Origin of the sequence: Streptomyces sp. NPDC050508, assembly GCF_040655155.1 — a bacterium.
Lineage (GTDB): Bacteria > Actinomycetota > Actinomycetes > Streptomycetales > Streptomycetaceae > Streptomyces.
This window is the reverse complement of sequence record NZ_JBFAJJ010000013.1, coordinates 97,692-118,269: the sequence shown is the minus strand read 5'-3', so window position 1 is coordinate 118,269 and position 20,578 is coordinate 97,692. Positions and strand designations below refer to the sequence as shown.

24 protein-coding genes and 2 riboswitches are annotated in these 20,578 nt (G+C 70.2%); of the genes, 10 read left to right on the top strand and 14 right to left on the bottom strand.

From position 1 onward, the window contains the following. Positions 1-82: 82 nt before the first annotated feature. The 3 genes from AB0I69_RS32565 to AB0I69_RS32555 all read left to right on the top strand — a co-directional run bounded on the left by AB0I69_RS32565 (position 83) and on the right by AB0I69_RS32555 (position 2,939). Positions 83-691 (top strand): TetR/AcrR family transcriptional regulator, encoded by a 609-nt coding sequence (locus AB0I69_RS32565; RefSeq protein WP_363099330.1) that lies wholly within the window; start codon positions 83-85, stop codon positions 689-691. Further along, the gene (locus AB0I69_RS32560; RefSeq protein WP_363099329.1) at positions 688-2,310 is read left to right on the top strand and encodes a CocE/NonD family hydrolase; all 1,623 of its coding nucleotides are present in this window, start codon (positions 688-690) and stop codon (positions 2,308-2,310) included. The genes AB0I69_RS32565 and AB0I69_RS32560 overlap by 4 nt, the downstream gene beginning before the upstream one ends. A gap of 68 nt (positions 2,311-2,378) precedes the next feature. Then, positions 2,379-2,939, top strand: coding sequence for a GNAT family N-acetyltransferase (locus AB0I69_RS32555; protein WP_363099328.1), 561 nt, complete (start codon positions 2,379-2,381; stop codon positions 2,937-2,939). On the opposite strand, the gene AB0I69_RS32550 is transcribed toward AB0I69_RS32555, so the two are convergent. The 5 genes from AB0I69_RS32550 to AB0I69_RS32530 form a co-directional block, all read right to left on the bottom strand. After that, complete coding sequence (locus tag AB0I69_RS32550; RefSeq protein WP_363099327.1) at positions 2,872-3,939, bottom strand: P1 family peptidase; 1,068 nt, start codon at positions 3,937-3,939, stop codon at positions 2,872-2,874. The genes AB0I69_RS32555 and AB0I69_RS32550 overlap by 68 nt on opposite strands. A 71-nt stretch (positions 3,940-4,010) precedes the next feature. Beyond that, complete coding sequence (gene gap / locus AB0I69_RS32545) at positions 4,011-5,009, bottom strand: type I glyceraldehyde-3-phosphate dehydrogenase (RefSeq protein ID WP_363099326.1); 999 nt, start codon at positions 5,007-5,009, stop codon at positions 4,011-4,013. Between the two features lie 117 nt (positions 5,010-5,126). Further along, the gene (locus AB0I69_RS32540; RefSeq protein ID WP_363099325.1) at positions 5,127-6,083 is read right to left on the bottom strand and encodes a helix-turn-helix domain-containing protein; all 957 of its coding nucleotides are present in this window, start codon (positions 6,081-6,083) and stop codon (positions 5,127-5,129) included. A gap of 56 nt (positions 6,084-6,139) precedes the next feature. Then, on the bottom strand, positions 6,140-6,517 hold the full coding sequence (locus tag AB0I69_RS32535; RefSeq protein ID WP_363099324.1) for a toxin Doc: 378 nt from the start codon (positions 6,515-6,517) through the stop codon (positions 6,140-6,142). After that, a complete protein-coding gene (locus AB0I69_RS32530; RefSeq protein WP_363099323.1) occupies positions 6,517-6,753 on the bottom strand; it encodes a hypothetical protein in 237 nt (78 codons plus the stop codon). Before AB0I69_RS32530 ends, AB0I69_RS32535 begins: the two co-directional genes overlap by 1 nt. Before the next feature lie 90 nt (positions 6,754-6,843). On the opposite strand from AB0I69_RS32530, the gene AB0I69_RS32525 reads away from it, so the two are divergent. The 3 genes from AB0I69_RS32525 to AB0I69_RS32515 all read left to right on the top strand — a co-directional run bounded on the left by AB0I69_RS32525 (position 6,844) and on the right by AB0I69_RS32515 (position 8,521). Beyond that, positions 6,844-7,278 carry a VOC family protein gene (locus AB0I69_RS32525; RefSeq protein WP_363099322.1) on the top strand — a complete coding sequence of 145 codons (435 nt, stop codon included), beginning with the start codon at positions 6,844-6,846 and terminating at the stop codon, positions 7,276-7,278. Positions 7,279-7,301: 23 nt separating this feature from the next. Continuing rightward, positions 7,302-8,081 carry an SDR family oxidoreductase gene (locus AB0I69_RS32520; RefSeq protein ID WP_363099321.1) on the top strand — a complete coding sequence of 260 codons (780 nt, stop codon included), beginning with the start codon at positions 7,302-7,304 and terminating at the stop codon, positions 8,079-8,081. An 89-nt stretch (positions 8,082-8,170) separates the two neighbouring features. Beyond that, positions 8,171-8,521, top strand: a complete 351-nt coding sequence (locus AB0I69_RS32515) for a DUF6193 family natural product biosynthesis protein (protein ID WP_363099320.1) — start codon at positions 8,171-8,173, stop codon at positions 8,519-8,521. Positions 8,522-8,528: 7 nt separating this feature from the next. Here AB0I69_RS32515 and AB0I69_RS32510 read toward each other — a convergent pair whose 3' ends face one another. Genes AB0I69_RS32510 through AB0I69_RS32500 form a run of 3 tightly spaced genes read right to left on the bottom strand, consistent with a single transcriptional unit; the run spans position 8,529 to position 11,397 of the window. After that, positions 8,529-9,329 (bottom strand): ABC transporter ATP-binding protein, encoded by an 801-nt coding sequence (locus AB0I69_RS32510; RefSeq protein WP_363099319.1) that lies wholly within the window; start codon positions 9,327-9,329, stop codon positions 8,529-8,531. Then, complete coding sequence (locus AB0I69_RS32505) at positions 9,326-10,339, bottom strand: iron chelate uptake ABC transporter family permease subunit (RefSeq protein ID WP_363099318.1); 1,014 nt, start codon at positions 10,337-10,339, stop codon at positions 9,326-9,328. Before AB0I69_RS32505 ends, AB0I69_RS32510 begins: the two co-directional genes overlap by 4 nt. Further along, positions 10,336-11,397, bottom strand: coding sequence for an ABC transporter substrate-binding protein (locus AB0I69_RS32500; RefSeq protein ID WP_363099317.1), 1,062 nt, complete (start codon positions 11,395-11,397; stop codon positions 10,336-10,338). Before AB0I69_RS32500 ends, AB0I69_RS32505 begins: the two co-directional genes overlap by 4 nt. Before the next feature lie 53 nt (positions 11,398-11,450). Further along, positions 11,451-11,663, bottom strand: a riboswitch (cobalamin riboswitch). A gap of 190 nt (positions 11,664-11,853) precedes the next feature. Between AB0I69_RS32500 and AB0I69_RS32495 the strand changes: the two genes are divergently transcribed. Continuing rightward, positions 11,854-12,366 carry a polyketide cyclase gene (locus tag AB0I69_RS32495; protein ID WP_363099316.1) on the top strand — a complete coding sequence of 171 codons (513 nt, stop codon included), beginning with the start codon at positions 11,854-11,856 and terminating at the stop codon, positions 12,364-12,366. Positions 12,367-12,468: 102 nt separating this feature from the next. Then, the gene (locus AB0I69_RS32490) at positions 12,469-13,305 is read left to right on the top strand and encodes a universal stress protein (protein ID WP_363099315.1); all 837 of its coding nucleotides are present in this window, start codon (positions 12,469-12,471) and stop codon (positions 13,303-13,305) included. A 120-nt stretch (positions 13,306-13,425) separates the two neighbouring features. On the opposite strand, the gene AB0I69_RS32485 is transcribed toward AB0I69_RS32490, so the two are convergent. Together AB0I69_RS32485 and AB0I69_RS32480 are read right to left on the bottom strand one after the other, a co-directional pair. After that, positions 13,426-14,292: a CbtA family protein gene (locus AB0I69_RS32485; RefSeq protein WP_363099314.1), complete on the bottom strand. Its 867-nt coding sequence runs from the start codon at positions 14,290-14,292 to the stop codon at positions 13,426-13,428. Positions 14,293-14,328: 36 nt separating this feature from the next. After that, complete coding sequence (locus AB0I69_RS32480; RefSeq protein WP_363099485.1) at positions 14,329-14,493, bottom strand: CbtB-domain containing protein; 165 nt, start codon at positions 14,491-14,493, stop codon at positions 14,329-14,331. Between the two features lie 108 nt (positions 14,494-14,601). After that, a riboswitch (cobalamin riboswitch) is annotated at positions 14,602-14,675 on the bottom strand. 440 nt (positions 14,676-15,115) lie between these two features. On the opposite strand from AB0I69_RS32480, the gene AB0I69_RS32475 reads away from it, so the two are divergent. Further along, positions 15,116-16,210: a hypothetical protein gene (locus AB0I69_RS32475; RefSeq protein WP_363099313.1), complete on the top strand. Its 1,095-nt coding sequence runs from the start codon at positions 15,116-15,118 to the stop codon at positions 16,208-16,210. Between the two features lie 74 nt (positions 16,211-16,284). Here the strand turns inward: AB0I69_RS32475 and AB0I69_RS32470 are convergent, their stop codons facing one another. Both AB0I69_RS32470 and AB0I69_RS32465 read right to left on the bottom strand, forming a co-directional pair. Further along, on the bottom strand, positions 16,285-17,109 hold the full coding sequence (locus AB0I69_RS32470) for a DUF427 domain-containing protein (RefSeq protein ID WP_363099312.1): 825 nt from the start codon (positions 17,107-17,109) through the stop codon (positions 16,285-16,287). A 60-nt stretch (positions 17,110-17,169) separates the two neighbouring features. Continuing rightward, a complete protein-coding gene (locus AB0I69_RS32465) occupies positions 17,170-18,033 on the bottom strand; it encodes a LysR family transcriptional regulator (RefSeq protein WP_363099311.1) in 864 nt (287 codons plus the stop codon). Between the two features lie 93 nt (positions 18,034-18,126). Here AB0I69_RS32465 and AB0I69_RS32460 point away from each other — a divergent pair, with 93 nt between their 5' ends. Then, positions 18,127-18,864, top strand: coding sequence for an SDR family oxidoreductase (locus AB0I69_RS32460; RefSeq protein ID WP_363099310.1), 738 nt, complete (start codon positions 18,127-18,129; stop codon positions 18,862-18,864). A gap of 35 nt (positions 18,865-18,899) precedes the next feature. Here the strand turns inward: AB0I69_RS32460 and AB0I69_RS32455 are convergent, their stop codons facing one another. Together AB0I69_RS32455 and AB0I69_RS32450 are read right to left on the bottom strand one after the other, a co-directional pair. Beyond that, positions 18,900-19,559: a hemerythrin domain-containing protein gene (locus tag AB0I69_RS32455; protein ID WP_363099309.1), complete on the bottom strand. Its 660-nt coding sequence runs from the start codon at positions 19,557-19,559 to the stop codon at positions 18,900-18,902. Positions 19,560-19,567: 8 nt separating this feature from the next. Further along, positions 19,568-20,485, bottom strand: coding sequence for a TIGR03619 family F420-dependent LLM class oxidoreductase (locus AB0I69_RS32450; protein WP_363099308.1), 918 nt, complete (start codon positions 20,483-20,485; stop codon positions 19,568-19,570). Between the last annotated feature and the right edge of the window lie 93 nt (positions 20,486-20,578).

Below are 20,578 nucleotides of genomic sequence, written 5' to 3'. Positions count from 1 at the left end.
CGGAACCGGCGTCACGAGCGATCGATCCCGATCGAGAAGATGCACACTTGTGCACTTATTCTCAGATGTATAACTTAGCCGTATGCAGCTCGACCCGATCCAGGAATCCGCCGCCCAGGACAGAAGGGTGCGGCGCTCGCGCTCGGCCCTGATGGCGGCGGCGGTACGTCTCGTGTCCGAGCGCGGCACCACGGACATCGCGGTCACCGATCTCGCCGAGGCGGCCGATGTGAGCCGCCGTCTCGTCTACCTGCAGTTCGGCGACCGGGACACCCTCCTGACGGAAGCAGCGATCGACCTGGTGAGACGGGAGCTGCTCCCGCAGGCCGGGGGCGGTGGCGACGTGTCCGAGGGTGTGGCGGCGCTGGCACGTCACTTCGCGGAACACCGGGCCTTCTACCGCCCGATGCTGACCGGATCGTGCGCCTTCGCCATGACCGCGACGCTCAACAGACTCTTCGGCTCCCTCAACAGGTCCGCCGTCCGGAAGCTGTTCGGCGAGCTCGACGAGAAGACCGCGGACGACCTGTCGGAGTTCGTCGCGGGCGGCGCGGCCACCCTCGTCAACAACTGGGTGATCGACGGTACGGAGCCTCTCGACCCGGAGGAACTGACGAGCCGTCTGCTCCGCCTCGCATCCGCCATCACCTTCCGCCGCCCAGGCCCGACGGACGGCGACCACCTCCGATGAACCTCGGCAGTCGTCTCGTACAACGCCTCCTGCACCTGTCCCCGCCCACGACCAGGGATCTGGCCGTCGAGCACGATCTGCGGGTACCGATGCGCGACGGAGCCGTCCTGCTGGCCGACCGCTGGACCCCGAAGTCCGGCGCCGGGGGTCTGCCGACCGCGCTCGTCCGTATCCCGTACGGCAGGGCGGGCATGATCGCCACACAACTGGTCAGGCCACTGGCCGAACGTGGATTCCAGGTCCTGGTGCAGAGCACCCGCGGCACCTTCGGCTCGGGCGGTGCCTTCGACCCGCTGCGCCGCGAACGCGAGGACGGTCTGGACACCGTGGAGTGGCTCGTCGACCAGCCCTGGTGCGGCGAGGCGATCGTGCTGTACGGCGGCAGCTACCTGGGTTTCGCCCAGTGGTCGATGGCCGACCAACTGCCGCCGCAGGTCAAGGCGTTGATCCCGTCGGTCTCCGAGTCCGCCTTCACGCTGGAGTTCCTCCGCAAGGAGTCGTTCTCCCTGGAGGCGACCTTCGGCTGGGGCCTGCAGGTCGCGGGTCAGGAACGCCGGGGAGCCCTGCTGCGCCAGGCGCTGCGGATCCGGAAGGAACGGCGCGCCTGGTACACCTTGCCGCTGAAGGAGGCCGACGTCGCCGCCGTCGGACACCGCTCCGACTACTTCCAGAACGCCCTTGACCACGACGCCGACTCACCGTTCTGGTCCGTGCTCGACCACAGTTCCCGGGTCGCCGGCATCACCGTGCCGGTGAGCACGGTCGGCGGCTGGTACGACATCTTCCTGCCCGGCCAGCTGCGCGACTTCAAGGCGTTGCAGGGGGCAGGGCGAGAGGCCCGGCTCACCGTCGGCCCGTGGGCGCACATCTCCATGGGCGTAGGTACGACGGCGACGGCCGAGGCCCTCGACTTCGGTCTGGCCCACGCCCGCGGCGAGAAGCCGTCCGACCGCGCCCCGGTGCGCCTGTTCGTGATGGGCGAGGAGACCTGGCGCGACTTCCCGTCGTGGCCCCCGCCGGGCTACGACCCGCAGCGCCTCCATCTGCACCCCGCCGGCGCCCTCGCCGCCGACCCGCCACCGGAGTCCGCCCCGGACACCTACCGCTACGACCCGGCCGACCCCACGCCGGCCGTCGGCGGTGTCCGCATGGCCGTCGGCGTCAAGTCGGGCCGCGTCGACAACACCGCCCTGGAAGCCCGTCCCGATGTCCTCACCTACACCACGACCGCGCTGGAGCAGGACACCGAGGTCGTCGGCGAGGTCAGCGCGGACATCTGGTTCCGCTCCAGCCTGCCGTACGCCGATGTGTTCGTCCGGCTGTGCGACGTGGACGAGAAGGGCCGCTCGACCAATGTGTGCGACGGCCTGGTCAGCCTGACCGGCGCCGACGAGACGACGTGCGCGACGGTGCGGCTGTGGCCGACGGCCTATCGCTTCCGGCGCGGTCACCGCATCCGTGTCCAGGTCTCCAGCGGCGCCTTCCCCCGCTACAACCGCAACCTCGGCACCGGTGAACCAAGAGCGACCGCGACCACCCTCCGCGCCGCCGACCAGCAGGTACTCCACACCCCCGCACACCCTTCGGCGGTGACCCTGCCGCTCCGGCGCGCGAACTGACGCCTGGGCCGTCACGCATGACAGAAAATGACTGACCCTGTCCCGACCTGCCTGGGTAGAGTCGCGCAATGCCTGAACTGCAGCGGCTGCGCGCCGACCACGCCCCGGCGGTCCTGGCCTTCGAGTTGGCCAACCGCGCCTACTTCGCCGCCTCCGTCTCGGACCGCGGCGACGACTACTTCGACCACTTCACCGACGGGTACGACGCCCTGCTGGCCGAGCAGGAGGCCGGTGTCTGCGCCTTCTACGTGCTCGTGGCCGAAGACGGCTCGGTGCTCGGCAGGTTCAACCTGTACGACATCGTCGAGGGGGACACCGCGGACCTCGGCTACCGGGTGGCGCAGCACGTCGCCGGGCGGGGTGTCGCGACCGCGACCGTCGAGGAACTGTGCCGACTGGCGGCGACGCGGCACGGTCTGCGCACGCTCAGGGCGGCCACCTCACACACGAATGCCGGGTCCCGGAAGGTGCTGATCAAGGCCGGGTTCAGCCCGGTCGGACCGGCGCTCCCTGCCGACCTCGGTGGCAAGGCGGGCACTTGGTACGAGCGCGTCCTCCCGGTCACCCCAGCAGAGCGAGCAGCGGTGCCGCGGGCAGCGGACAACGGGTGTGGCCCCGCGGGCCCGTGACCTGCGTCGCGGTCAGCAGTGAGTTGAGGACCGCCTCTTCCACGGCGTCCAGCACGGCGCCGAAGAGGACGTCGAGCCCGGCATCGGGAACCACCGCGGGTCCGGCGGGCGTGCCCAGCGGACGGGTGCCGAGGGCGAGGCCGTAGTCGCCGCTGCCGTGCCCGTAGCCGGCGCCGACCCGGGCCAGCGCGTAGACGGCGCGGCGGGCGAGTCGGGTCAGTTGGCGGGCGTCCAGGGGTGCGTCAGTGGCGACCACGATCATGCAGGAGCCGGTTTCCGGGCCGGAACCGGAATCCTCGGTGAGGACGCCGACGTCGCCGGGGGTGATCGTACGGCCCCGGACCCGCAGTGTGCCGGCGAAGTTGGCCTGCACCAGCACCCCGAGCGTCACCTCCAGGCCTGCCAGCGGCACGCGCCGCGACGAGGTGCCGATGCCGGCCTTGAAGCCGAGGGCGGTCATCCCGGTGCCCGCGCCGACCGACCCCTCGGTGACCGGCCCGGTGGACGCGGTGTCGAGTGCGGCGCGGACGTGTTCCTCTCGGACCGGGCGCGACCGGATGTCGGACAGGAGTCCGTCGTTGCACTCCCCCACCACCGGATTCACACTCCGGGCGTCCACTCCCTCGGGCCGCTCCAGGATCCAGCCCACGAGAGCGTCCGCGACCCGGAAGGCGGACAGGGTCGAGGTGAGGAGCACCGGGGTTTCGAGCGCGCCGAGTTCGGCGATCTGCGTGGTGCCGAGCAGTTTGCCGTAGCCGTTGCCCGCGAACACCCCGGCGGGCAACGGCCTGCCGGGGCCGACACCTTCGGGCACGATCGCGGTGACGCCGCTGTGTACACGCGGCGGGCGGATCAGTGTGGTGTGCCCGACGCGGATGCCGGGCACGTCCGTGATCGCGTTGTGCGTCCCCGTGGGCAAATCACCTGCACCGAGCCCGAGTTCACGGGCTCGGCGGGGCACGGCGGGCGCGGCCGGAAGGGGGCGGGGCGACTCGGGCATGGCCAGACACTACGACAGCACCGGTCACACCGGCGGGCAGCGGTCACCCGGCTTCCGCCCCACGTTGTCGGTCAGCCGGCGGCGAGGAGTTCGAGGGTGTCGATCACCCGGTTGGAGAAGCCCCACTCGTTGTCGTACCAGGCGACCACCTTCACATGGCGGCCGTCGACGCGGGTGAGGGCGGAGTCGAAGATCGACGAGGCCGGGTTGCCGACGATGTCGGAGGAGACGAGCGCGTCGTCGGAGTACTCCAGGACGCCTGCGAGGGGTCCCTCGGCCGCCGTACGGTACGCGGCCAGCACGTCCTCGCGGGTCACGTCGCGGGAGACGGTGGTGTTGAGTTCGACGATCGAGCCCACCGGTACGGGCACGCGGATCGAGTCGCCCGACAGCTTGCCGTCCAGGTTCGGCAGGACGTGCCCGATCGCCTTCGCGGCACCCGTCGTGGTCGGCACGATGTTGACCGCGGCGGCCCTGGCACGGCGGGCATCGCGGTGCGGGCCGTCCTGCAGGTTCTGCTCCTGCGTGTAGGCGTGCACCGTCGTCATGAAGCCGTGCTCGATACCGGCGAGTTCGTCGAGCACCGCGGCCAGAGGTGCCAGCGCGTTGGTCGTGCACGAGGCGTTCGAGACGATCGTGTGCGTGGCCGGATCGTAGGCGTCGTTGTTCACCCCGAACGCGAGCGTGACATCGGCGCCGTCCGAGGGCGCGCTGACGAGCACCTTGCGCGCGCCCGCGTCGAGGTGGACGCGTGCGGCCTTGGCGGACGTGAAACGGCCTGTGGACTCAAGGACGAGGTCGACATTCAGCTCGGCCCAGGGCAGGTCCGCCGGTTCGCGCTCGGCGAGCACCTTGATGCGTCGGCCGTCGACCACGAGGGTGTCCCCGTCGACGGTCACCGGGCGACCGAGGCGACCGGACGTCGTGTCGAAGGCGAGCAGCCGTGCCAGGGTGGCGGGCTCCGTCAGGTCGTTGACGGCGACGACCTCCAGGTCGCTGTCGCGTTCGAGCAGGGCGCGCAGCACATTGCGTCCGATGCGGCCGAATCCGTTGATGGCAATGCGAGTCATGAGTGAAGTCCCTTCGGTTCACCACCAGGCTCGCGCGCGGCAGCCGTCGCGGACAGTGGCGTGATCGCCATGGTTCAAAAGGATCTCGCCACACCTGGCGCGAGCCAGGGCGGGGGGCTATTCCCCCTGGGCGAAGGTCCGCCGGTACTCGCTCGGTGTGGTGCCGAGAAGGCGATGGAAGTGCAGCCGGAGATTCGCGCCGGTGCCGAGACCGACGTCGGCGGCGATCTGCTCGACGCTGCGCTCGGAGCGTTCGAGCAGTTCGCGGGCCATGTCGATGCGGGCGCGCATGACCCACTGCATCGGCGTGTACCCGGTCTCGTCGACGAAGCGCCGCGAGAACGTGCGCGGCGACACCGCGGCCTGCCGGGCGAGCGTCTCCAGGGTGAGCGGCTCGCCGAGCCGGTGCAGCGCCCACTCGCGGGTGGCGGCGAACCGCTCACCGAGCGGCTCCGGCACACTGCGCGGCACGTACTGCGCCTGGCCGCCGCTCCGGTAGGGGGCCGCGACCAGCCGCCGGGCCGCGTGGTTGGACGCGGCCACCCCGAGGTCGCCGCGCAGGATGTGCAGGCACAGGTCGATGCCCGACGCGGCGCCTGCCGACGTCAGCACGCTGCCCTCGTCGACGAACAGGACGTTCTCGTCGACCTGGACGTGCGGGTACTTCGTCGCGAGCGCCCGTGTGTAGTGCCAGTGCGTCGTGGCGCGCCTGCCGTCGAGCAGGCCCGTAGCGGCGAGCGCGAAGGCACCCGTCGAGATGGCGGCGAGCCGCGCACCCCTGCCGTGGGCGGCGATCAGCGCGTCGAGGACACCTCGCGGCGGGTCCTCACGGTCCGGGAACCGATAGCCGGGAAGGAAGACGATGTCGGCCCAGGCCAGCGCGTCGAGGCCGTCGGCGACGTGGTACGACAGCCCGTCGCCCCCGGTCACCAGGCCGGGTGCCGCACCGCACAGCCGCACCTCGTACGGCATGCTCGCCCGCGTCGTGAACACCTGCGCGGGGATTCCGACATCGAGCGGCTTGGCGCCTTCGAGTACGAGGACGGCGACACGACGGAGGCGGGCGGCTGACACAAGAACAGCCTACGCAGAGGTACGCCCACCCCGATCGCGAGAGGACCCGGAGCAGGTCAGACCTTCCAGGAGCGCAGCTGGTCCGCGACGGCGAGGACACCGACCCGGGTGTCGCGGATCTTGCGGACGAGCTCGGAGAGGGCGCCGTAGGGCGGGTCGATGCCCTCCCCCGACTGACCCATGTACTGGGCGGCGACGAACGCGGCGTACAGGCTGTTGCGGTGCGGGAGCGGCTCCAGGCGCACGATGGTGTGCATGAGGGCAGCCGCCCGCCAGGCGGCGTCCGGGTCGGCCGCGGCGAGCGTGGGCAGCTTGGTCTTGTGGCGGGCTACGGCGGCCACGAGCGCGGAGTAGTCCGAGACCGACATGTCCTCGTCGGAGAGGGCTGCCTCCTGGACGTCGAGCAGCCAGGAGACGTCGATGTACAGGTGCATCAGGCGGCCGCGGCCCCACCGCGCTCGGAGGGCGGCACCTCGTCGGGGAAGGCGTCGTCGAACTCGCCGCGCAGCCGCTCGGCCCACACGGACGCGCCGGCGACGAACTGTCCGCGCTGCATCTCCCGGACGCCGAGGTCGTGCAGGTACTGCTTGAGGCTCTTGCCCTCGGCCGCGGCAGCCGCGCGCACTCCGTCGAGTTCCTCTTCGGTGAAGGACACATTCAGCGATGGCATGCCTCGATGGTACCTAGTTGGTGCCGACGATGCGAGGTGTCCGTCATGGCCGGGCTGCGACATCGGTCGACCCCTTGCTATGGTGCGCCGATGTCCTTGATCAAACAGATCCAAGTCACCTTCGACTGCGCGGAACCCGAGCGCGTCGCCCGCTTCTGGTGCGAGGTGTTGGGGTACGTCGTACCGCCGACGCCGGAAGGTTTTGCCACGTGGGACGACTTCACTCGCTCGCTGCCGGCTGAGCAGCGGGACGCATGGTTTGCGTGCACTGATCCCTCGGGCGTGGGCCCGCGGCTGTACTTCCAGCGCGTGCCCGAGGGCAAGGTCGTCAAGAACCGGGTGCATCTTGATGTGCGGACCGCCACCGGTCTCGTGGGGGAAGAGCGCCTCGCCACGCTCGAAGCAGAGTGCGCACGACTGGTCGCCCTCGGCGCGGTGCACGTGCGAACGCTGGTCGCCGACGAGGAGAACGAGTCGTGCATCGTGATGCAGGACGTCGAGGGCAACGAGTTCTGTCTCGACTGAGCATCCCCCCATAGGCTGCGGAAATGATCTCGCGCGATTACCTCCTCGAACTGTTCTCGCTGGACGGCCGGGTCGCCCTGGTGACGGGCGGCAGTTCCGGCATCGGCCGGGCTGTGGCCGGGGCTCTCGCGCGGGCGGGGGCAGGCGTCGTCGTGGTGGCGCGCAAGGAGGAGGAACTCGCCGCCACGGTCGACGAGTTGGTGGCCGAGGACTGCCGGGCCGCCTGGGTGAGCGGCGATCTGGGGACACGTGACGGGGTGCGGGCGGCGGCGGAGGCCGCGGCCGAGGTGTTCGGGGAGCCGGACATTCTCGTGAACAGCGCCGGCATCAACCTGCGGCCGCCGATGGGCGAGTTGGACGACAAGGTGTGGGACACCACGATGTCGGTGAACCTGGAGGCGCCCTACCTCCTGGGGCAGCGGTTCGGTCCCGGCATGGCCGAGCGGGGCTTCGGACGGATCATCCACATCACCTCCCAGCAGGCACACCGCGCGTTCGTGCAGAGTGGCGCCTACGGGGTGTCCAAGGGGGCGCTGGAGTCACTGGCCCGGTCGCAGGCCGAGGCCTGGTCGCCGTACGGCGTCACCTGCAACACGCTGGTGCCGGGTTTCGTGATGACACCGCTCAACGCGCGGCTGTCGAACGACCCCGAGAAGGTGGCGGCACTGGCCGCGCGAACTCTGGTCGGGCGCAACGGTCTTGCCGAGGACTTCGCGGGTGCCGCGGTGTTCCTGGCGAGCCGCGCGTCCGCCTACGTCACCGGGCAGTCGGTCTTCGTCGACGGCGGATTCTCCGTGCACTGAGGCCTGTTGGGAACGTCATGATCGTCGAGGCCCTGAAGAGTCACTGAACTGGTTGCGAACAGCCCTGTGGGGCTTCGAGGATGGGACCCATGCCTGAATCCCCCGACATCGCGGCTGTCTGGAGCATTCTCCTGGAACGCAGGCCCGGCACTCGGGGGGCCACGCAGGAGGACCTGTTGCCAGTCGTCGAGGCCGCGTACGCCGAGCCGCGCCTGCGCGCTCTCTACCCCTTCCCGACGCATGGGACGCTGCGCTTCCTGCGTGGCACCCCGCCGTGGAGAGAACCGAACCACGACGACCTGCCCTTCATCCTGTACGGCGGGCCGCCGTACGAGGTCTACACATCCGGCTACGGCGAGCTGCTCGGCGAGGCCGGGACACCCGCGGAAGCCGCCGCGCTCGTGGTGAGCCACCTGCCCACGGGGCAGGGCCCCGCCTGACGACCTGTCACCGCCCGCTCCCCCGCCGTAGAAAACGGATCACGGGATGGCCGGGGTCGTGATCGATCTCGACGCGGACGCCGTAGACGTCCTTGATGAGGGTGGGGGTGAGGACGTCGGTCGGGGTGCCCTCGGCGACCGTGCGGCCGTTGTCCAGGACGAGCAGGCGGTCGCAGTACATCGCGGCGAGGTTGAGGTCGTGCAGGGCGATCACGGTGGTGACCGGGAGGTCGGCGACGAGGTCCAGGAGGTCCAACTGGTGCTGGATGTCGAGGTGGTTGGTCGGCTCGTCCAGGAGGAGCTCGCGGGGTTCCTGGGCCAACGCGCGCGCTATCTGGGCGCGTTGGCGTTCGCCTCCGGAGAGGGTGTGCCAGGACTGGTCGGCCCGGTCGGTCAGCCCGGTGCGTTGCAGTGCCTCGGTGACGGCGCGGGCGTCGGCGGCCGACGCCGGTGACCAGGCTCGGCGGTGAGGGATACGGCCGAGGGCGACGACCTCGCGGACGGTCAACTCGGTCTGGGTGTGGGTGTGCTGTTCCACGGTGGCGATACGGCGGGCGGTGGCGCGGCGTCCGACCGCGGGCAGCGGCCGCCCGTCCAGCGTGACGACTCCGGTGGAGGCGGGAAGGACACCGGCGAGCAGGCGCAACAGCGTTGACTTTCCTGACCCGTTGGGGCCGAGCAGTCCGACGGTCTCGCCGGGCCGCAGGACAAGTGTGACGCCGTCGACGATGAGCCGACCGTCCGTGCGGCGGGCGACGCGGTCGGCGCACAGTCCGCCGCCCGAGGCGTCGGACAGGAGGTCGCTCATGCCTTCCTCCGCCCTCGGTACAGCACCACCACGAACGCGGGTACGCCGATCAGGGACGTCACCACACCCACCGGTACCTCCTGCGGATCGACGACCGTACGGGCGAGGGTGTCCACCCACACCAGGAACACGGCCCCGGTCAGTGCGGTGACGGGCAGCAGACGTACGTGCCCGGCACCGGTGAGCGCGCGCGTGACATGGGGCAGGACAAGGCCGACGAAGCCGATCGCTCCGGCGCAGCTGACCAAAACGGCGGTGAGGAGTGCCGTGGCGCACAGCAGGATCAGCCGGGCCCGGGAGACGTTCACGCCGAGCCCCGCGGCCGCCTCCTCGCCGAAGGCGAACGCGTCCAGGGTGGTCGCGTGGCCCAGGCACACGACCAGGACGAGGGCCAACGCGCCAGCGCACAGCGCCACTTGACCCCAGTCGGCGCCGGACAGCGAGCCGAGCAGCCAGAACAGCACGCCCTTGGTGGTCTCGGCGTCCGCCGAGGTCAGCACGGTGAAGGAGGTGAGCGCGGAGAAGAGTTGCGTGGCGGCCACGCCGGACAGCACGACCCGGTCCATGCTCGCGCCGAGGCTGTGGCTGAGCAGCATCACCAGCCCGAAGGAGAGCAGCGCACCGACGAAGGCGCCCGCCGACAGCGACACGGCTCCGCCACCCACGCCGAGCACCACGACCGCGACCGCGCCCGTGGACGCCCCGGAGGAGATACCGAGCACGAAGGGGTCGGCCAACGGGTTGCGCAGCAGGGACTGCATGACCGCGCCGCACAGCGCGAGCCCCGCACCGCAGACGGCGGCCAGCAGGGTGCGGGGCGTGCGCAGGTCCCAGACGATGCCGTCGCGGAGCGGGGCGAGCGTGCTGTCCCCGCCACCGAGGTGGGAGGCGACCGACGCCCACACATCGGCCGTGGAGATGTCGGCGGGTCCGATGGTTACGGCGAAGGCCACGGAGACCGCCAGTGCCGCGAGTCCGCCGCCCGTCAACAGCAGGGTGCGGAGGGTCACTTGGCGAGTCCGAAGTCGCGCAGGCCGGCGGCGACCTGCTCGATCCCCTCGACGGTGCGGATGGAGGGGTTCATCGCCTGACCGCTGAGCAGGATGTACCGCTTCTTCCTGACGGCGGTGAGGTTGCGGGTGGCGGCGTTGGTCTCCAGGAAGTGGATCTTCGCCTTGGCGGTCTCCGCGGTCTGTGACTTGCGGGTCAGGTCGCCGAGGACGATGACGTCGGGGTCGCGGTCGGCGACGGTCTCCCAGTTGATCTGGGGCCACTCGTCGTGGGTGTCGGCGAAGGCGTTCTTCGCGCCGACGGCACGGGTGATGGCGCCGGGGGCGCCGCAGCAGCCGGCGAGGTAGGGCGACTGGGAGTTGGCGAACCAGTACATGAGGGAGGTGCCGGAGGCGTCGAGGCCGGTGGTGGCCTTGGTCACCCGCGCCTTCAGCTGGGCCACGAGCCTGTCGCCGCGTTCCTTGACGCCCATCGCGCGGGACAGGTCGCGTATCTCGCCGTAGACGGTGTCGAGGGTGAGCGGTGTGCTGCGCGAGCCGTCGCCGCCGCTGTCGTTGTCCTTGCCCGCGCAGTCGGACGGCGAGACGTACGTCGGCACGCCCAGCTTCTCGAACTGTTCGCGGGTGGCGACACCGCCCTTGCCGAGCGTCGAGACGAAGGAGGCGGTGACGAAGTCGGGTTCGGCGTCGAGGACCTTCTCGAAGGAGGGGGCGTTGTCGGCGAGGCGCGGCACGGTCGCGTTCGCCTTCTCCAGGCCCTTGAGCACCGGGTCGGTCCAGGTCGCGGTGCCGGCCATGCGGTCGGCGAGGCCGAGGGAGAGCAGGATCTCCGTGGTGCCCTGGTTGAGGGAGACGACGCGCTTCGGGGCCGACTTCAGCGTGACCTTCTGCCCGCAGTCGGTGAGGGTGAGCGGGAAGCCCGCGGCGGACTTCTCCGCCTCGCTGTCGGCGCTGTTCCCGTCGGAGCCTCCGCATGCGGTCAGCAGCAGGGCGGGCGCGAGGAGAAGGGCCGCGGTACGGCGGCGCAGCGGTACGGGGGCGGTACGGATCACGGGCATGCCTTGCCTGTCGGGGCTCGAACGCGGAGCCTGGCCTACGAACTTCCCCTCGCCGAGGGCGAGAAGGCGCCAGCAGGTCTTCGGACTCGGGTTCGTCCGGACGGGGCGCCTTCCCGGCGCGTCACGCACCGGCTCCTTCGGCCGGCCCGTGTCGCTCCAGTGACGTCAGTGCCCCGCCCGTCCCCCTCACCGCTGCGCGTCAGTTCCGGATTCGCACCGGATTCCCTGGCCTCGGTTGTGGCACGACTGGCCCCCACAACGTATCAAGATCACCCATTGGCTCCCGCGACGGGGTCACCGGGGTGTGCGCCGCGTTCGCGATCGGTGGCACGGATGCGGATTGCGCCCACCCGACCGATGAGTTCCGTCTCGCCGCGTCGTCTGCATGGTGGGAACGTCTCCTTCCGCACCCGCGGAGGCCCGAGACGACACGAGACGACAAGGAGCGTGCACACCGTGGACCGGGAGAACGTGAGAGCCACCCTGACTGTCGCCGCACCCGCAGCGAGGCTGTTCGCGGTGCTGGCGGACCCGACGACCCATGCTGCGATCGACGGCACCGGCTGGGTTCAGGATCCCGTCGAGCGGGCGCCGCTGACCGAGGTCGGGCAGATTTTCCGGATGGACATGTACCACGCCAACCATCCGAACGGTGACTACCAGGTGGTCAACAAGGTCCAGGTGCTCGACCCGCCACACACCATCGGCTGGCTGACGGGGCAGGACAAGGGCGGCGGTGACCTGGAGTTCGGCGGCTGGAGCTGGCGCTACGACCTCGCACCGCTCGGTCCGTCCGAGACGGAGGTCACGCTCACCTACGACTGGTCGGCGGTGCCGCAGTTCATCCGGGACCGCGGCATCCGGTTCCCACCGTTCGGCCCTGACCATCTCACCAACTCGCTGCACCACCTGGCGGAGCTTGCCGTACCGACGCCCCCTGCCAGGCGGCAGAGTCTCCCGCACTCGTAGGACCGTCCAGCTTCTCTTCGGATCCGTCCGGCCCCTGTGCAATTTGCCCGGGTCGGGCGGATCGTGAGTGCCTCGACTCGTACGCGTGGAGGTCCAACGGCCATGTCCCAACTGATCGTTGTCAGCGTCGACGGATCCGCGGACAGTCGCGTCGCGGCCAACTGGGCAGCAGCCGAAGCGGAGTTGCGAGGACTCCCCCTGCGGGTCGTACACGTCTCGGCCCTCCCCGAGGAGCAGCTGCTGACCACATGGCCGTATTTCCGTGAGCCCTCCCCCGACGCGCTCGTGGCAGCGCTCGAAGAGGACCACCCGGGGCTCCGGGCCGAGGGGCTCGGTCTGACCGGAGCGATCGTGCCGGCGCTGCTGCCCCTGACCGCCGAGGCCGACTGCACGGTGCTCGGGCTGCGTGGTGCGGGTGGATTCACAGGCCTGGCCCTCGGTTCCGTGGCGCACGGGGTCGCCGAGCGCTCGGAGGGGCCGGTGGTGCTGGTGCCGAGGGGATCGGGTCGGACGCGCCGCGGGCGGTCGCCGTACGGGGTGATGTTGGGCGTCGATGTCGGCGCCCCGGTGACCTCCGTCGTCGACTTCGCCTTCGACGCCGCCAGCCGGCGCGGCACCGGTCTGCACATCGTGCGCGCCTGGCGACTGCCCTCCCCCGCCGAGCGGTGGATGCCGTACGCGCCGCCCGAGGAGGACCGAGGGAGCTGGGAGGACCAGGAGGTGCAGCGCCTCTCGGACGCGTTGCGGCCGTGGCGCGAGAAGTATCCGGACGTGGGCGTCTACGAGGATCTCCGCCTCCAGAGCCCACCGGCGGCCCTGCTCCAGGCGTCGGCCTCGGCGGAGTTGCTGGTGCTCGGCCGCGCGGACCGGACACTCGGACCCACGCTGCACGCCGTACTGGAACACACCGCGTGCCCGGTGGCCGTGGTCCCGCACTGAGCACGCACGCCGTTCAACTGTTCGGACAACCCGGAGTGGCGGCTCCGTCAGGCTGATCAACGAACACCTGCTGCTTCGGCGGCAGTTGGCCACCGACAGGCACGGCGATTTCATGCACCGTCACGCCGGGACGGGATCCGGCTCCTTCGAGGGAGTGGCGGCGTCCGGGCGCGTGGGCTGGAGGAGGCGTTCGGCGAGCGGGGCGAAGATCAGGCCGAGGGCCGTCCAGAGGATGAACTGCGCGGCGACGGAGTAGAAGCGGAAGGCGTACAGCACGTCGGCGGGGAAGCCCGGGTAGACGATGGTGCCCTTGGAATTCTTCAGCGGCAGTGGTGTCTCGGTGGCCTGGTTGCCGAAGTTGGCCTTGTTGTACGAGAGATGGCCGAACTGAGGCAGGAGCAGCATGACGATCCCGATCGCGACGACGAACGCGGCGCCGGCGAGGAGGGTGGCGTTCCAGTTGCCGAAGCGCGTCTGGAGTCGCTTGCCGAGATAGACGGCTCCCGCGAGGAAGGCGACGGAGCACACGACCATGATCAGGTAGAGGGCGCTGCGCTGCTGGATGGTCTCTTCGTGGCCGATCGCGGGCGGGTTGGCCGGATACTTCAGGAACGGCACCAGGTACATGCCGAGGAACCCGCCACCGGCGACGAGGAGTGCGAGGTTGCGCGCCCGCAGGCCACCGGTGCGGCCGAGGCAGACGGTGTAGGCGACGGCGAACAGGGCGCCCATCGCCATACCGAAGAAGACCATGCCGACGCCGATGCCCACGTTGGCCTGGATGGTCCGGCTGAAAAGGTCGTGGCCTGCGACCTCGGCGGGCATGCCGGCCGCCTTGTCCAGGGCGTTCTGGGCGGCGTCACGTCCGCTCTCGTAGTCGATGGCCTTGGCGATCTGTGGCTCGGCGAAGATGCGCGCGAACACGAACGCGAGCAGGCCCGCGACTGCGCCGGCAAGTATGCCGCGCAGTATGAGCTTCTTTTCCATGTCGAGTTGTCCGTACGTCCAGGTGCCGGCGGAAGGTCAGTGGCAGGGGAAGCCGAGGAAGTGGCGGGCGTCGTGGACGAACTCGTGGACGTGCGTGTCGTTGCCGAACACCGACACGGCACCCTGGTCGACGCCGACGAAGTAGTAGACGGCCAGCGCGATCAGCGCGGTGCCGACCAGCCAGACGATCGACTTCGAGATCGGCAGGACAACCGGCGTGGCGACCGGACGGGATGTGGAAATGCTGCTCAAGGTGAGCCCTCCTTCGGGATCGTGCGTCCCTTGCGTGTACGGGCGAGTGAGGGTTCAGTGTCTGACTCGCCCACCACCTTCCGGCGGCGGGCTCACAGTGGCGCGACCGTGCTGGAATTTCACCAGCTTCCTTATGCCATCACTACAGGGGGAGAGTACGGCGCGTGTCTCCGGACCGTCAATCAGGCCCGGTCCAAGAGCCGGTCGGCGCAACGACGCCGTCGGCACCGGGTGTTGCTGCGGTTGGGCGCCGGGCACGGTCAACAGGCGCCCGGTGGCAGGCCGTTCACGTGTAGCGCGGCGGGGTGGTGCGCGTGTGCAGCATCACAACAGACACGTCATCAAGCGGGCTCGCGGGTGGCGGCGTCCTCCTTGGACACTCCGGCGAGCAGACAGTCACCGAACGGATGAGCGGACGGGCGCCATGAAGGCCCCGGCGGCGGACCGGCGTCACACGGGTGGCGTATTCGCGTGGCGGGGCGGCAGGCAGCGGCCTAGTAATGGACTGGATCAGCTTGTTCATCGCGCATCGGGGGGCGATAGCAGCATCACCCTCTTCATGGAGCCGAGCATGACCACCCGCTCTTTCTCGCCCAGCCCGGACCGACCCGAAATACCTCACGGCAGCGCGGCTCCCGCGCAGGCCGGCCCTGAGGACGAGCACGCCGATCCGATGCACGGCCTGGTGCATGCCGCCGTCGCCGACCGGCCTCTTGAGGAGGTCCTCCAGCTCATCACCTTGCTGGAGCAGTCACCGAAGTACGCGCAGGCCACCGTCGACGCCCTGCGGGCGGTCGGTGTGGACCGGTCCGTGGAGGACGTGACGCGTCTGGTGACCCTGCTGACCCGGCCGCCGCGCAATCCCGACTGCGCCGACGAGGCGATCCGCGCGGCAGCCGAATGCCGGCCCGTGGAGGACGTCACGCGGCTGATGGACCTGCTGCACCAGGCACCGCTGGAGCCGCACTGCGCCGAGGAGGCGGTACGGGCCGCGGCCGGCAGGCCCGTCGAGGAACTCGTCCAGTTGATCGGCCGCCTGGCCGAGGAACAGGACACACCCGGACACGTCTCGGGGGTGGCGGCGGATCAGTCCACCGCTCAGGCCGCTCCGGTCTCCGAAGCGGCCGGACGAATGCCGGCAGGCCCACCCGATCCGGAGCGTGCGGGCGGTCGTACGGCTCGTCAGCACCGTCCACGGCGTCCGCGGACGGCGACGCGGGGCAGCGCTCCCCCGGCCTGGCCCAGGCTGTTCGCGGCTGCGGCGCTCGTCCTGTGCGGGCTGTCGTACTTCCCGCTGCACCGCGACGGAGCCTCCGGCACCGCCTACGGGTTCGCGCTCGGTGTCTCGATCCTGTGCGTTCTGCTGGCTCCGGCGCTGGTCCTCCACGGCAGCGTGTCGGTGCTCGCCGTTTCGCTGGTGGTGCCGGCCGCGTTGGCGGCGATCCAGTTGTTCGACGGGAGGTTCCACTCGACCCGCCTGTCGCAGGCGCTGCGGATCACTGCCGCGCCGCCCTGGTTCGCGGGGCTGATGGCCGTGCTCGCCGCACTGGCGGCTCTCACGGCGCTGCTCGCGCTCCTCGCCTCACGGAGGTTCGGCAGGCAGCTCGACCTTCCCGGTCATCCCGATGACCGGGCGCCGGCCGAGGCGAGCCGGACACCTCAGTAGGGTCGGCCACCGCCGGGTCCGGTCATGGGGTCTGCGATTCCCGCAGGCCCCATGACCATCGCCAGGGCGTACCGTCACGTCGACGACTGTTCCGAGAGCGTCTCGGTGAACGGAGTCACAGGCCGTTCCAGACTCTCGCCGTCGACGGTGATGTCGACCGCTTCGTTGTAGAAGGCGCGGAGGTCTTTGACCGCGCCGACCGCGGGCAGGGGCTCCGGGTAGCTCCAGACGATGTTCGGCGGAACGCCGGGAGCACCGGCCTCGTTCTGCCAGGACCAGTACGTGGCGGTCCCCTTGTAGGGGCACCCCGTGCTGTGGTCGGTCGGTTCGAAGAGGTCCAGGCGGACGTCCTCGCGCGGGATGTAGTAACGGGTCGGCAGGCCGGTCTCGAAGAGGAGGACCGGACGGTGGGTGTCGGCGACGACCGTGCCGCCGATCTCGACCCGGACGTGACGGCTGCTGGGGATGGCGTCCACCCGTTTGTGCGGGTCGCGGGGGTGGATGAAGATCTCTTCCTCCTCCTCGTACCAGTGGTCCAGGCCCCGGCCGACCCGCCGGAACCACTCGAACGCGATGTATCCGGCCAGGTCTTCGGCGGGGAACGTCCAGGCCGCGTTCTCCACCAGCTCGCCGTCGACTTCGAGGTCGTAGAAGATGCGTGATCCGGTGTGCGTGCCGGTCGCGGGGTGCTTCGCCGGGTGGAGCAGGTCCTCGCGGGTCTCCTCGTGGGGGAAGGCGTACAGCGGTACCGGTACGCCGGGCTCCCAGACGAGGACGGGGTGCCTGCTGTCCACGACGGTGACGTCGCCCTTGCGGCCCCGCACCCAGCGGGGGCTCGGCTCCCACAGGAGTCCTTCAGGGGTGGTCCTGACGTCTCGCGCGGTGGGGAACGTGCTCATGGCCGTTGCTCCTTGGGGTGTGAGGCGGGATGAACATCCCCAAGTGTCACCGTGTGCGGGTCACAGCTGTACGGCCGTGCGGATCAGCCCGGCGAGGGCGAGGGAGCGGCTGTGGGCGGGCCAGGCGATGTGGGTGACGACGAGGGGTGCGTCGGTCACGGGGACGGCGGCGTGCTCGGCCCACAGCCAGGAGCGGGCGGAGTCGGGGAAGACGGCCACGGTGCGTCCGAGGGCGATCAGTTGGGCCAGTTGTGTCTGGTCGTGGATCTCGGGGCCCGGGCCGGGTGGATACGTGCCGTGGCGGGGCCAGCGGGCGAGCGGAAGATCGGGGACGTCGCTGATGTCGGCCAGGGTCAGCGTCTTGCGTGCGGCGAGGGGGTGCCCGGCGGGGAGGATGGCGATCTGCTCCTCCGTCATCAGTTCCTCGCTGTCGAACCCGGCGAGGGAGTTGAACGGCGCGTGCATGAGCGCAACATCGGCGCGGCCGTCGCGCAGCAGCTCCGGCTGCTCGCACATGCCGCTCGGCAGCACCTCGATCTCGGCGGCGTCGGGCTCGGCCGCGTAGGCGTCGAGGAGCTTCCGCAGCAGTTCGTGCGACGCGGCGGCCTTCACGGCCAGCACCAGGCGGTTGCGGGGACCGCCGGGGCTGTCGGCGCCACCGGCGCGACGGGTGCGGCGAACGGCTGCGGTGGTCGCGTCGAGGGCCGCACGGCCCTCGTGCAGCAGCACCTCTCCGGCGCCGGTCAGGGCGACGCCGCGGCGGTTGCGTTCCAACAGGCAGACACCGAGGCGCCGTTCGAGCTGCTGGATGGCCCGGGAGAGCGGTGGTTGGGCGATGCCGAGGCGCTCGGCGGCGCGGCCGAAGTGCAACTCCTCGGCTACGGCCACGAAGTACCTCAACTCGCGGGTCTCCAGGGTGTCCATGGCCACAGCCTAGTTCGGTGATACCCACCGGGTATGACAGAGCACCGTATCGGTGTTGGCCGGGCCGCTCGTCCGCGAGTGACCATCAACGGCATGAGCGAAACGAAGATCGCGCTGGTGACCGGCGCGAACAAGGGAATCGGGTACGAGATCGCGGCCGGGCTGGGCGCCCTCGGGTACCGCGTGGGCGTGGGAGCCCGCGCGGAGGCCCGGCGCGAGAGTGCCGTCGAGAAGCTGCGCGCCGCCGGGGTGGACGCGTTCGGGGTACCGCTGGACGTGACCGGTGACCGGAGCGTCACCGATGCCGCGGAGCTGATCGAGCGGCGGGCCGGGCGCCTGGACGTCCTGGTCAACAACGCCGGTATCTCAGGGGAGATCGGCCCGGGGTGGGTGCAGGACCCGACCACGCTCGACCTCGACCTGGTCCGCACGGTCGTGGAGACCAACGTCATCGGTGTCATTCGGGTGACCAACGCGATGCTGCCGCTGCTCCGGCGCTCGACGTCACCGCGCGTCGTCAACATCTCCAGCGCCGTCGCCTCCCTGACCCGGCAGGCGGACCCGGAGATCGAGATTGGCCCCGTCATGGCGGCCTACTCGCCGTCGAAGTCGTTCCTCAACGCCGTCACGGTGCAGTACGCCCGGCAGTTGGCCGATACGAACATCCTGATCAACGCCGCCTGCCCGGGCCTGGTCGCGACCGACTTCACCGGCTTCCACGGACCCCGTACCCCCGAACAGGGCGCGGCCACAGCGATCCGGCTCGCCACGCTGCCCGACGGGGGCCCGACCGGTTCGTTCTTCGAGGACGACGGTGTCGTCCCCTGGTGACCCCGAACGGCGATGCACCGACCTCGGGAGTCGGCTCACACTCCGTGCAGGCGGGCCTCCCAACGGGCGTGTGAGCGGCGGCCCGACAGGCGCCACAGCAGGCGGGCGGGCAATGGCGCCTTGGTGAGAATCGTTTGCTGCTCTTCGGGAGTTGCTACCGCCATCAACGCGCTGAAGGCGCGCAGCAGATACTTCTTGTCCAGCTTCGCCAGGCTGATCTCACCGAGTTGCTCCCATTCGGCGGCGCTCAGGTATTCGGCGGCCAACGGCAGGATGGTGTGCTCCTCCTCGTCCATGTGCGCGGTCAACACCGAGCCCAGTTCGGTGAGTTGCGCCGCCACCTGCTCGCACAGGAGCTGCCGGGGATCGGCGGCCAGGCTGTCCAGCACGCTCGTCACCTGCGTGGCCAACTCCTCAAGCCGGTGGTGCTGTTCCTCCATACGCGTGATGGCCTCGGCCTGCACCGTCGTCCGTGCCGCGAGCCGGGGCCAGAGGAATTCGTCCTCGCTGACGTGATGGGCTTCCAGACCCATGAGCATGAACCGCACGGCGTCGACGACCAGTTCGGCCCGCGCGGTGTCGCCGAACCGCAGTCCGCGCACCAAGTCCGGCAGTTCCGCGCATGATTGACGGAAAGTGCGATGGACGACCACCATGTCGTGGACATCCGGCTTCGAGGTGACTACATCAGACATGGTGTTCCCTAGCCCTTGCTCAGCTGGTCGTGAAAACGGTGTGCCAGGTCCGTCAGCTCTTCCGCGTTCCGCGCGGTCTGCTGCAGGTCGATGAGGACCTCGTCGGCCCCGGCCGCATGGGCGGCGAGCAGGTAGTCCGAAACCTGCACGACCGTTCCCCGGTGCGGTACGGCGTCGCTCGGCGCGGCCTCGGCCGTCACCACGGGGTTCACCCGGACGACGGTGCGCAGGGTGTCGGGGTCACGTCCGTTGGCCTCCGCGATCTGCCGGATCTGGCTGATGACGTAGGCCAGTTGCGGCACCGGCAGCGCCACTCCCGCCCAGCCGTCGGCGCGCCGACCGATACGTTCCAGAGTGGCCGGAGTGAAACCGCCCAGGAGCACCGGCGGGCGGGGACGCTGTACGGGGAGCGTCTCGATGTGCGCGCTCGGGATCGTCCACAGAGCCCCCTTGTGCTCGGCCGACGAACCGGACCAGACGTGTTCCAGCACGTCCAGGATCTCTTCCAGCCGTGCCCCGCGCCCCCGCCACGGCACACCGATGGCCTCGTACTCGTCGGAGGACCAGCCGAGCCCGAACCCGATGTCGAGCCGCCCTCCGCTGAGGATGTCGACGGACGTCAGTGAACGGACCAGCAGGAGCGGGGAGTAGAAGGGCGCGTTGAGCGTGCTGGTCCCCAGGCGCAGCCGTCGGGTGGCGTGTGCCAGGAAGGACAGGGTCGCGATGGGGTCCAGGAAGTTGTGGTACTCCTCCGGGACGGGACCACCGCCGGGATACGGGTCACGGGGTTGTGTCGGGACCAGCGCCCGGTCGCCCACCCACAGGCTGTCGAAGCCGATCGCTTCGACCGTGGTGGCGAACCCGGAGATCGTTGAGGGGTCGGTGAACGATCCGTACTGGGGAGAGCCCAGGCCGATCTTGAGCATGTCTGTCACCTGTTCGTGTGCGTGGAGATGCGGAGGCAGCGGAAGGACGTGCGGATTCCCTACGGCTGCGGTCCGTTCTCGGATCACCGTGCC

What these genes read in the sequence shown, in the direction of transcription:
- AB0I69_RS32525 (WP_363099322.1), top strand. Translation starts at nt 6,844, where the DNA reads ATGTCCTTGATCAAACAGATCCAAGTCACCTTCGACTGCGCGGAACCC.
- AB0I69_RS32550 (WP_363099327.1), bottom strand. Translation starts at nt 3,939, where the DNA reads ATGCCCGAGTCGCCCCGCCCCCTTCCGGCCGCGCCCGCCGTGCCCCGC.
- AB0I69_RS32515 (WP_363099320.1), top strand. Translation starts at nt 8,171, where the DNA reads ATGCCTGAATCCCCCGACATCGCGGCTGTCTGGAGCATTCTCCTGGAA.
- AB0I69_RS32450 (WP_363099308.1), bottom strand. Translation starts at nt 20,485, where the DNA reads ATGCTCAAGATCGGCCTGGGCTCTCCCCAGTACGGATCGTTCACCGAC.
- AB0I69_RS32475 (WP_363099313.1), top strand. Translation starts at nt 15,116, where the DNA reads ATGACCACCCGCTCTTTCTCGCCCAGCCCGGACCGACCCGAAATACCT.
- AB0I69_RS32470 (WP_363099312.1), bottom strand. Translation starts at nt 17,109, where the DNA reads ATGAGCACGTTCCCCACCGCGCGAGACGTCAGGACCACCCCTGAAGGA.
- AB0I69_RS32500 (WP_363099317.1), bottom strand. Translation starts at nt 11,397, where the DNA reads ATGCCCGTGATCCGTACCGCCCCCGTACCGCTGCGCCGCCGTACCGCG.
- AB0I69_RS32560 (WP_363099329.1), top strand. Translation starts at nt 688, where the DNA reads ATGAACCTCGGCAGTCGTCTCGTACAACGCCTCCTGCACCTGTCCCCG.
- AB0I69_RS32485 (WP_363099314.1), bottom strand. Translation starts at nt 14,292, where the DNA reads ATGGAAAAGAAGCTCATACTGCGCGGCATACTTGCCGGCGCAGTCGCG.
- AB0I69_RS32465 (WP_363099311.1), bottom strand. Translation starts at nt 18,033, where the DNA reads ATGGACACCCTGGAGACCCGCGAGTTGAGGTACTTCGTGGCCGTAGCC.
- AB0I69_RS32460 (WP_363099310.1), top strand. Translation starts at nt 18,127, where the DNA reads ATGAGCGAAACGAAGATCGCGCTGGTGACCGGCGCGAACAAGGGAATC.
- AB0I69_RS32490 (WP_363099315.1), top strand. Translation starts at nt 12,469, where the DNA reads ATGTCCCAACTGATCGTTGTCAGCGTCGACGGATCCGCGGACAGTCGC.
- AB0I69_RS32520 (WP_363099321.1), top strand. Translation starts at nt 7,302, where the DNA reads ATGATCTCGCGCGATTACCTCCTCGAACTGTTCTCGCTGGACGGCCGG.
- AB0I69_RS32510 (WP_363099319.1), bottom strand. Translation starts at nt 9,329, where the DNA reads ATGAGCGACCTCCTGTCCGACGCCTCGGGCGGCGGACTGTGCGCCGAC.
- AB0I69_RS32530 (WP_363099323.1), bottom strand. Translation starts at nt 6,753, where the DNA reads ATGCCATCGCTGAATGTGTCCTTCACCGAAGAGGAACTCGACGGAGTG.
- AB0I69_RS32565 (WP_363099330.1), top strand. Translation starts at nt 83, where the DNA reads ATGCAGCTCGACCCGATCCAGGAATCCGCCGCCCAGGACAGAAGGGTG.
- AB0I69_RS32455 (WP_363099309.1), bottom strand. Translation starts at nt 19,559, where the DNA reads ATGTCTGATGTAGTCACCTCGAAGCCGGATGTCCACGACATGGTGGTC.
- AB0I69_RS32535 (WP_363099324.1), bottom strand. Translation starts at nt 6,517, where the DNA reads ATGCACCTGTACATCGACGTCTCCTGGCTGCTCGACGTCCAGGAGGCA.
- gap (WP_363099326.1), bottom strand. Translation starts at nt 5,009, where the DNA reads ATGACTCGCATTGCCATCAACGGATTCGGCCGCATCGGACGCAATGTG.
- AB0I69_RS32555 (WP_363099328.1), top strand. Translation starts at nt 2,379, where the DNA reads ATGCCTGAACTGCAGCGGCTGCGCGCCGACCACGCCCCGGCGGTCCTG.